General features: G+C 67.4%; 9 protein-coding genes. 7 read left to right on the forward strand and 2 right to left on the reverse strand.

All coding sequences use genetic code 11. The annotated features are described in order from the left end of the window. The first annotated feature begins 56 nt into the window (after positions 1-56). A complete protein-coding gene (locus tag AC6LKD_RS10680; RefSeq protein ID WP_498116169.1) occupies positions 57-1,295 on the forward strand; it encodes an EAL domain-containing response regulator in 1,239 nt (412 codons plus the stop codon). Positions 1,296-1,331: 36 nt separating this feature from the next. Here AC6LKD_RS10680 and AC6LKD_RS10685 read toward each other — a convergent pair whose 3' ends face one another. Beyond that, the gene (locus AC6LKD_RS10685; RefSeq protein ID WP_498116170.1) at positions 1,332-2,804 is read right to left on the reverse strand and encodes a hypothetical protein; all 1,473 of its coding nucleotides are present in this window, start codon (positions 2,802-2,804) and stop codon (positions 1,332-1,334) included. Between the two features lie 189 nt (positions 2,805-2,993). After that, a complete protein-coding gene (locus AC6LKD_RS10690; protein WP_498116171.1) occupies positions 2,994-3,920 on the reverse strand; it encodes a LysR family transcriptional regulator in 927 nt (308 codons plus the stop codon). 162 nt (positions 3,921-4,082) lie between these two features. Here AC6LKD_RS10690 and AC6LKD_RS10695 point away from each other — a divergent pair, with 162 nt between their 5' ends. The 6 genes from AC6LKD_RS10695 (at position 4,083) to AC6LKD_RS10720 (ending at position 9,875) form a co-directional block, all read left to right on the forward strand. Further along, the gene (locus AC6LKD_RS10695; RefSeq protein ID WP_013393743.1) at positions 4,083-4,613 is read left to right on the forward strand and encodes a cupin domain-containing protein; all 531 of its coding nucleotides are present in this window, start codon (positions 4,083-4,085) and stop codon (positions 4,611-4,613) included. Between the two features lie 73 nt (positions 4,614-4,686). Then, positions 4,687-5,715, forward strand: a complete 1,029-nt coding sequence (locus tag AC6LKD_RS10700) for a tripartite tricarboxylate transporter substrate binding protein (RefSeq protein ID WP_498116172.1) — start codon at positions 4,687-4,689, stop codon at positions 5,713-5,715. Positions 5,716-5,762: 47 nt separating this feature from the next. Further along, positions 5,763-6,677 (forward strand): dioxygenase family protein, encoded by a 915-nt coding sequence (locus AC6LKD_RS10705; protein ID WP_498116173.1) that lies wholly within the window; start codon positions 5,763-5,765, stop codon positions 6,675-6,677. A gap of 90 nt (positions 6,678-6,767) precedes the next feature. Continuing rightward, positions 6,768-7,757, forward strand: coding sequence for a quinone oxidoreductase family protein (locus AC6LKD_RS10710; RefSeq protein ID WP_498116174.1), 990 nt, complete (start codon positions 6,768-6,770; stop codon positions 7,755-7,757). Between the two features lie 89 nt (positions 7,758-7,846). Then, positions 7,847-8,833 carry a Bug family tripartite tricarboxylate transporter substrate binding protein gene (locus AC6LKD_RS10715; protein WP_498116175.1) on the forward strand — a complete coding sequence of 329 codons (987 nt, stop codon included), beginning with the start codon at positions 7,847-7,849 and terminating at the stop codon, positions 8,831-8,833. A 19-nt stretch (positions 8,834-8,852) separates the two neighbouring features. Beyond that, positions 8,853-9,875, forward strand: a complete 1,023-nt coding sequence (locus AC6LKD_RS10720; protein WP_498116176.1) for a porin — start codon at positions 8,853-8,855, stop codon at positions 9,873-9,875. Positions 9,876-9,905: the final 30 nt, after the last annotated feature.

A 9,905-nucleotide genomic window follows, 5' to 3' on the forward strand; every position in this document is an offset into this window, starting at 1 on the left:
GCCGGCCTTCTGCGTGCCACGGCCCAGCCGCTGGTCCTCCGTTCATCTGGAACATCATGCTCAAATCCGCCCTGATTGTCGATCAAGACGAAATCCAACGTTGCGCGCTGGTGCGGATGCTGGCCAAGATCGGCGTACCCGAGGTGGCAATGGCGCATGACGGCGAGTCGGCCGTGGCGGCGATCCGGCAGCGGCAGTGGGACCTGGTCATCGTCGATCTCGACATGGCCGACCGCACGGGGCTGCAGATGATCGACGCGCTGGCCGATGCCGGCGGCTGCGGCGGCATCGCCATCGCCAGCAGCCATCCATCCCGCATCCTGCAGGCCGCGGCAAGCTATGCCAGGAACCGCGGGCTGCCCATTATCGCCGCTCTGGGCAAACCCCTGGAAGCGGCCTGCCTGATTTCATTGATCGAGTCGCTGGCCCGTTCGGCGTTGGCCGACGGCGCGGCCACGGTACGCGCCGCGGCCGAGAGCAGCGGCGCGGTCCTGGCCGGCCTGAATCGGGAACGCCTGCTGCGCGCCCTGGCGCAGCGGGAAATCACGGCATATTTTCAGCCGCAGCATTGTGCGGCGAGCGGCGAGTTGCGCGGCGCCGAAACACTGGCCCGCTGGGCCGGGGATGGCGGGGCGATGGTGCCTCCCGCGGCGTTTCTGCCAGCCTTCGAGGCCACCGGCCTGCTCGAACCCCTGACCGGCTACATGCTGGCGCGCGCTTTCGAAGCGCAGCGCGAACTGGGCAGCCGCCCGGATTGCGTCATCGGCATCAATGTGCCGGCGGTTGTCGCCAGCTCCATCAGCTGGGCCCAGGACGTGGCCGACCGCGCGGAACAGGCGGGCGTGGAGCCAGACCGCGTCGTCATCGAAATCACCGAGGACGGCGGCGCGCGCTCCAACGGGGCGCTGGCTGGCGCCATCACGCAATTGCGCCTGCGCGGCTTCAGCTGCGCGATCGACGACTTCGGCACAGGGGATTCGTCGCTCGACCGCCTGCTGTGCGCGCCCTTCGACGAACTGAAGATCGACCGCGACCTGATCGCCCGTGCCGGCCGGCAGGGGCATGCCCAAAGCATCCTGGCCTGCACCATCGAAATGGCGCGGTCGCTGGACATGACGGTGGTGGCCGAGGGCATCGAAACCCATGAAGAGCTCGAGATGGTGCGCGCATTGGGCGTGCAGGTGACGCAAGGCTATTTCCACGGCCGGCCGATGCCGCTGGACGCGTTCCGCCAATACGCGCTCAGCCAGGGCGTGATCGGACACGGAATCCTGAGGATGTACGCGAACGCCTGAGGCGGCAACCTGCGGCCGGCCGCAAGCCGGCCTGGCTCAGGATCCCGCCAGCACCACCAGTACTGCCAGGCCCAACAGCAGGCCGAAGGCCGCCAGCGCGTACGGCAGCAACTGCACATACACGCCGCGCTCTTCCCCGCGGCCATGGGCCAGTCCCGCCGCGATCGACATCCGCACCGGCGAGAAAATCCCCATGGACGTGCCGGACACATGCAACAGCGCGGCCGCCGCTGGCACGCTGAGGCCCGCATTCAATGCCAGCGACAGCTGCGCCGGCATGAACAGGCTGTTGGGCGCGTTGCCGCTATTGGCCAGGATGCCGAATACGCCGGCCAGCACCGGCGTGATCAGGATGGTCCAGTCCTTCAGGCCAGCGAACAGGCCGTCGGCGTAGGCTTGCGAAATACCCGCGCCCGCCAGCACCTCGGCCATCATGGCGAACAGGAATACCGAGTACACGGCGTGGCGTCCGGTGGTCCAGGCCGCGCGCGCCTGGGTAACGAGCAGGCCGCGCTGACGGCATGCGGCCGCGATCAACACGGCGCCGATGATCAGCCAGCTGCCGGCATGCAGCAAGGGCATCCAGCCTGGCAGGTCCACAAACGGCCGGAACGCCGCCAGTCCGCCCAGGCCGCTGTTCAGGCCCGGCAGCAGGCGCGTGGCGACCAACCATGCAATCATCAGGATGTAGGGCAGGGCCTTGCGCGCCGCGGCCTTCATACGGGGCCGGTCCGGCCGGCGGTCCAGCAGGAAGCGCAGCACGATGAGCGGGCCATAGGCCGACAGCAGCGCGGTTTCCGGTCCCAGCAGCGCCGTCGCGGCGCTCAGCGCGGCCAGGCTCGCCATCATCCATGCGGCCTCGCGCACATGCTCGGCGGGCTCGGCCCGCAAGCCCGCGCGCCTTGCGGTGCGCCAGTACAGCAGCATCCACAGCACGGTCAGCAAGGCCACCGGCACCATGCCGTACAACGCCAGCTGTGTGGCCGGGACGCGCGCATAGGCCGAGGCCAGCAGCGTGCCGCTGCCCATGGCGCCCCAGGGAATCAGGGTTTGGCTCAGCAGCGCGAACACCATGGTCTCGCGCGGCTTCAGGTCCAGCGGCCGGATCAGCAGCACCGTGCCCAGCATGCCCACGCCAAAGCCGGTGGCCGACTCGGCGAAGGGGCCGACCAGGAAACAGGCGAAGAACAGCAGCCGGCGGCGCGCCAGGGGATGGGCCAAGGTGGTCTTGCCGCCGTCCGCCGCATCGCGTGTCGCGCGTCCTTGCGCCGCCATGTTCCAGAACAGCAGTCCGCCCAGAATGTATGGGGTGATGATCCAGCCTATCCAGAGACCCCGTTCCAGCGCCAGCCCAAGCTGGCCGACGCCAAAAGACGCGGGCGCCGTGTACAGCGCGATCGGTATGGCGGCAAGCAGGCCGAGGACGGCGGCGGCGGTCGTGTTCACGCGCCCGCTGGCGATGGCGCCGATGACGGCCAGGGCGGGCAAGGACCACAGGAGGTACATCATGGATGGATCGTCTGCATGGCGGAGTCCGGGGTGTGGCGTAGCGCGTAGCAGTGTATGCCGGGAGCGCGACGGCGCCGGCTCATGCCTGCCCGATCGCAGGGTCTTTTGGAAGACGCGGCAACCGTACGCTGCGTCCTGCGTCTGGAACGCGGGACGATGATAAAAATGCCGAGACCTGCGGCGGCAGGTTCAGAAGTCCAGCGTGGCGTGCGGCCAGCGTTTCTGCTCCACCAACTCGCGGGCGACCTGGCGCAGGATCTCGACCACCGCCTTGGTGGCGCGCGAGGCAGGCCGGTCCGACGGGTGGGCCAGCATGCGGCGCAGGCTGAGGCCTTCGATCGGCTGGGAGGACAGGCGGCCTTCCTCGATGTCTTCCAGCACGGTTGCGGCGAAGTGCACGGTGACGCCGACCTTTTCCCTGATGAGGCGTTTGGCGACTTCCATGGTTTCCACTTCCACCACCGGATTCAGATGCACGCCCGCGTGCGCCGCCTGGGCCTCGAGTTCGAGCCGCACGCCGGACTTGGCCAGGCCGGTCATCACCAGGGGCAGTTCGGCCAGGTCCCGCACGCCGATCTTGGCGGGCCGCGTCTTGCGCGGTGTGGCCGGGCCGATGAGACACATGCCTTCGGTCAGGAAGGGATAGGTGAGCAGGTTGGCCAGGGGAACCGGACCATTGAGCACGGCCAGGTCCACCTGGCCCTTGAGCAGCATCTCGTGCAAGGCGGGGGAGAAGGCTTGAACGAAGCGCAGCCGGACTTCGGGCAGTTGTTCATGCACCGCGCGCGTCAGGGGTACGGCAAGGGTCATGGCGAGTCCGGGGGAAAGGCCGATGACGATGGGGCCGCTGGGATGGCGTTGCAGGGCCGACATGTCCTGCTTGAGCTGTTCGGCGTAGCGCAGCAGGAAGGAGGCGCGTTCCAGCAGGAAGGCGGCTTCCTCGGTGGGGGACGCGCCGCGCGAATGGCGCACGAAGAGCTGCACGCCGAGCTCTTCCTCGAGCAGCTGGATCTGGCGCGTGAGCGCGGGCTGCGCCACGTGCAGGACGCTTGCGGCCCGGCCGAAATGCCTCTGATTGGCCAGAACGACAAAGTAGCGGAGTTGCCGCAGATCCATTTCTGTTCGTGCTCCCAGTGCCAGGACGAGTCATAACAAAATTATATGAGAGTGGTAAGAAAAAGGTAGTGGACGCTGTATGGAGCAGGGCTTTAACTTGCATCAGCCGCGAGAAAAGCGCAGCGAAATCTCTGTTTGAAGCTCATCTAAAAAAGGAATGACATGGATATCAACGTCCAGGAAATGGAAGCCACCCGCATCGCGCGCTGGGGCAAGGTCGAGCCCTACCGCGAGACCTTCATCGAAAGCCGCCTGCCGGGCATGAAGAAGAACATCTACAAGATCATGAACCGCGGCGTGCTGGAGAACAAAGGCGTGGAGCCGGCCATTCCCGGCAACCACCGCTTTGGCGTGACCTTCATCGAAATCCCCGTGGGACAGGGCGCCAGCCTGCATGCCCACAAGACCGAGGAAGTCTTCTGCCCGCTGAACGGCCAGATGGAAGTGATCTGGGGCGAGAAGGGCGAACACTCGGTCATGCTGAACCAGTGGGACGTGATTTCCTGCCCCATCGGCGTGATGCGCGGATTCCGCAATCCCAACCCGCACGCCCTGGTGGTGTATTCCGTGGTGGGCGGCACCGATGAGGAATGCGGCCGCATCGCCTGGCATCCGGACGTGGTGCGGGCTGCCGAAAACACCGGCCTGGTCTATGGCACGGACGGCTTCCTGAAGGAAAAAGCGGACAGCTGATGGCCGCGGATGGCGTGCGCCAGTTTTCGGGTGACGCCATCAATCAGAAAAAGAACATCGAGGAGATTATGGAATGAGCGATGCCAACGGCCTGTCCCGGCTGATAGCAAGACGACGCGTGCTGCGGGCTGTCGCCTGTACGGGCGCGCTTTGCGCGGTCCCCGCGCTCGGCCAGGCCAAGCAACTCGTTCCTTTCTTTGGCAGGAGTTCGCGCAAGCCGGTGCGCCTGGTGGTGCCGTTTGCGGCTGGCGGCACTACGGATATCGTCGCGCGCCTGCTGGCCGCGCAGTTGCCGGCCTACCTGGGCCAGACCGTGATGGTGGAGAACCGTCCGGGCGCCGGCGGCAATATCGGGGTGGCCTCGGTCGCCAAGGCGGAGCCCGATGGCGGCACGCTGCTGCTGGTGTCCTCGTCATTCGTCACCAATCCGGCCATCGCCCGGGAGCGGCCCGCCTACGACCCCATGCGCGACTTTGCGCCGGTCAGCCTGGCGGTCAGCTCGCCGGACGTCATCGTGGTGCGCGCCGAAAGCGGTTTGGCCACGCTCAAGGACCTGCTGGACGCTGCGGCCCGCAGCCCCGGCACGCTCACGTACGCCACGCCGGGCAACGGCAACAGCGTGCATCTGGCGGCCGAACTGCTGTGGCGGCGCGCGGGCGTAACGGCTCTGCACGTGCCGTACTCGGGTGCCGCGCCCGCCGTGGTGGCAGCACTGGGGGGCCAGGTCGACTGCGCTTTTTCCGCGCTGCCCGCGGCGCAAGCCTTTCTTGCGGAAGGCAAGCTCAGGGCCTTGGCGGTGGGCGGCGAAGAGCGCTGGCCGGCGCTTTCCGGCGTGCCGACGATTGCGCAAGCCGGGTTTGCGGACTTCCGCTCCGAAACCATCCAGGCCCTGTTCGCGCCGGCGGGCACCCCGGCCGCCACGGTGGAGCGCGTCAACAAGGCTGTGGCCGACGTACTGGGCAAGGAGCCGGTCCGCAAGCAATTGGACGGACTTGGATTCCGTGTGGTGGCCAGTTCCGCCGCGGAACTGCAGGCCCGGGTGGCGCAGGAAGTCCCCAAATGGGCAGCCGTTGCATCCCAGGCCGGCATATCGGCCGACTGAAGCGCGGCCCGCAAATTTCATTAGTCAGACTACAGGATTGAACGTATATGAGTCATGCCAATTCCTCCGCGCAGACGCGCGCCCCCGGCGAGCCGCGCGCCATTCCCGCCACGCCGCAAGCGCTGCTGGCAGCCGTGCTGGCGGCCAACCAGGCGCAGGACCCGCGCACCCGCGTAGTCCTGGATTCTTTGATCCGCCACCTGCACGCGTTCGCGGCGGACGTGAAGCTGAGCTACGAGGAACTGCACCAGGGCCTGGACTTCATGGTGCGGGTGGGGCAGGCCACCAATCCGCTGCGGCACGAAGGCATATTGCTGGCCGACATCCTGGGCGTGGCCACGCTGGTGTTGCTGATGGACGCCGAGGGCGTGCTCGAGGCCGGCGGCACCGAGCCTGCGCTGATCGGGCCATTCTGGCGCGCCAACCAGCCCGTACTCGAAAACGGCGCGACGATCGCCTCCGAAGATACGACGGGGGACCGGCTGCTGGTGTCCGGTCGCATCTGTACGCTTGACGGCAAGCCGCTGGCGGGAGCCCGCCTGGAAACCTGGCAAGCCGCGCCCAGCGGCCTTTACGAGAACCAGGATCCGCACCAGGAAGACATGAACCTGCGGGCCGTGTTCCTGACCGACGAGGACGGCCGGTTCTGGTTCGACAGCGTCAAGCCGGCCGGTTACGGGGTACCCATCGATGGCCCTTGCGGCGACCTGCTGGCCTTGCAGCAGCGCAACCACATGCGGCCCGCGCACCTGCACTTCATCGCGTCGGCCGCCGGCCATAAAGTCCTTACCACCCAGATCTTCGACGCCAATGACGCCTACGCATACAGCGACGCGGCGTTCGGCGCGGTCGGTTCGCTGTTGCGGAAGTTCGAGCCGTCGGGCGACGGCAGCTATCGCCTGGAGGTGGAGCTCAAGCTCGAACCGGGCGAAACCCGCATGCCCAAGCCGCCGCTCTCCTGATTGCGCCTTTCCCATCAGTCCTCAACCCCGGTGCGGCATGCCGCGCCCAGGGCAGCCTTTGCCCGCAACAACCAGAATCCAGAGACAGACATGAGCCAGAAAACCCAAGCCCTGCGCGTGATCGAACGCGTCTCAGCCGTCGCCGACCTGCAGCCGACCCTGGTCGACATCTCCGTACCGCAGGCGCCCGAAGGCCACGCCGTGGTGGAAGTCAGCGCCGCCGGCATCAATCCCAGCGACGTCAAGGCGGCGATGGGCATGATGCCTTACGCCATCTGGCCGCGCACGCCCGGACGCGATTACGCCGGCAAGGTCATCGCCGGCCCCGGGGAATGGATCGGGCAGGAAGTCTGGGGCACGGGCGGTGACCTGGGCATTACGCGCGACGGCACCCACGCGCGCTACCTGCTGCTGCCGGTTGCGGCGCTGGTGCGCAGGCCCGCGCACATACCCGCGGCCAGCGCGGCCATGGCGGGCGTGCCTTTCGTCACCGCCTACGAAGGCTTGCGCCGCGCCGGCCTGTCCGGCGCGGGCCAGACGGTGGTGGTGTTCGGCTCGAACGGCAAGGTCGGGCAGGCCGCCATCCAGCTGGCCAGCCGCGTCGGCGCCAGGGTGATCGGCGTGGAGCGCGGCGGCGAAGGCTATGTCGGCCACGCGATGTCGGGCGTGTCGGTCATCGATGGCAGCCGCGACGGGATCGCCCAGCGCGTCATGGAACTGACCGGCCAGGCGGGCGCCGATATTGCCTACAACACGGTGGGCTCGCCGTACTTCGCCGCGGCGCTGGAATCGCTCAAGGTGGGCGGCCGGCAGATCGTCATTTCCACGCCCGACCGCAACGTGCCTTTCGACATCCAGGCCTTCTACCGCCGCGACCTGCAACTGATCGGCGTGGACAGCCTGAAGCTGGACTCGGCCCGCTGTGCCGCGGTGTTCCGCGAGCTGCTGCCCGGCTTCGAGGACGGCAGCCTGCAGTCCTTTCCGGTGAGCCCGGACGCCGTGGTGCCGCTGGCGCAGGCCCGCGAGGCCTACATCAAGGTGCTGGAGGGCGCGCAGGACAGGCCCGTGCTCGCACCCTGATCCGGCACAAGTCTTATCTGGCCGATCGCCTGTCCGTCTTGGGCGATCGGCTTTTTTTCGCGCAGCAGAAGAACATCAGGAGACAAACCATGACACTGCATCGCAGGCATTTCCTTCAATACGCGACCGCGCTGGCCGGCACGGTGGGGCTGAGCTCCACGCTGTTGGCGCAGCCGGACTATCCGGCGCGCCCCATCAGGATGGTGGTGCCGTTCACGGCGGGGTCGACCACCGACGTCATAGGCAGGACGGTGGCCGAACAGCTGGAGAAAAAACTCGGCCAGCCGGTGGTGGTGGAGAACCGGCCGGGCGCGGGTGGCGTGCTGGGCGCCACCATGGTGGCCAGCGCCGCGGCCGATGGCTACACCGTGCTGGTGCATTCCGCCGCCCATGTGGCGAACCAGTCGCTCTACGCCAACCTCAAGTACGACACCCTCAAGGACTTCGCGCCCGTGACCATGCTGGCGTCGATGCCGAACGTGATCGTCGCGTCGAACGCGCGCAACTTCAAATCGCTGAAGGACCTGGTGGAACGTGCCCGCGCGGAACCCGACCAGTACACCTACGGCTCATCCGGCAGCGGCAGCGGCGCGCACATCGCCGGAGAGAAGTTCCGGGCGGCGACCGGCATCCAGGCGATCCACGTGCCATACCGTGGCACGCCGGAGGCGGTCAACGACGTGATCGCCGGCCGGGTGGACTGGTTCTTCCTGCCGCTGCCGCTGGCGCTGCCCATGGTCAAGGCCGGCAAGCTGACCGCCCTGGCGATCAGCGCCGACAGCCGTACGCCGGCGCTGCCGGACGTGCCTACCACCGCGGAAGCGGGCTACCACGGCGTGGATCAGCAGTTCTGGGTGGCCATGTTCGCGCCGGCCGCGACGCCGCCGGCGGTCCTGGCCAAGCTGCATGCCGGCACCGAACAGGCGCTGCGCTCGGAGACCACGCGCGAGCGCTTCGAGAACCTGGGGGCCGAGCCCGCGCCGATGCCGCAGCAGCAATTCGCCGAGCTGATCAGCCGGGAAATGGAAAGCACCGGCAGCCTGATCGGCGGCGCTGGCATACGCGTAGGCAACTGAGGCGGGGGGTAGGGGGGATATGTCAATACTTAGAAAAATCGGCTTGCTGGGCGCCTGTGCGCTGGCCGGTCCGGCGTTTGCGCAATCGTCGTCGGTGACGCTGTTCGGCCATATCGATCTGAACGTGACCAGCGCCTCGGCGGGCAGCACGTCCAAGATCGGCATGGACCAGGGCGGCTACATGCTGCCCAGCCGCATCGGCATGCGCGGCACGGAGAGCCTGGGCAATGGCAACTCGGTCGGCTTCTGGCTGGAGGCGCCGATCCTACCGGCCTCGGGCGGGCCGCAAGGCTTGAACTGGACCCGGCGCTCGACCATCAGCCTGAGCAACGACCGCTATGGGGAGCTGCGGCTGGGGCGGGACTACACGGCGGCATTCTGGAACGTGTCGTCGTTCTCGCCCTTCGGCACCGTGGGCGTGGGCGGCAGCAGCAACATCATCAAGGGCTGGCCTCTGGGGCTGGAAGGCGCCACCACGCTCTCGCGCGCCAGCAACATGGTGGCGTACTTCCTGCCCAAGAAGCTCGGCGGCATATATGGGCACCTGAACTATGCGCGCGAAGAGGATCTGCGCGGCGCCGATTATGCGGGCGGGCGGCTGGGCTACCAGTCCGGTCCGCTCAACGTCGCGGCGGCTTATGGCAGAACCTCGATGGGCGGCGGCGACCACTACGAAACGGCAACCTTGGGTGCCAGCTATGACTTCAGCGTGGTGAAGCTGTTCGCCAACTATCTGCTGCAGAAGATCGGGCCGGACAAGCAGCACGTGGCCCTGGCGGGCGCGTCGGTGCCCGTGGGCGGTGGCCATGTGAAGCTGTCGTATTCGCGTTCCACCCAGAGCGGCCGATACGAAGGCGACGACGCCCAGCAGTTTGCGCTGGGCTACACCTATGCGCTCAGCAAGCGCACGGTGCTGTACACCGCGGCCTCGTTCATCAAGAACGACGGCAACGCCGCTTTCGTGACCGGTGACGTCGCGCCGGAAGGCGTGCCGGGCGCCAACTCGAAGGGGTTCCAGGTGGGTATCAGCCACTCGTTCTGACCGTGGCGTCGCGCGGCCCCGCGTGTACTG

The sequence above is a fragment of the Achromobacter sp. D7-1 genome (genome assembly GCF_059760445.1).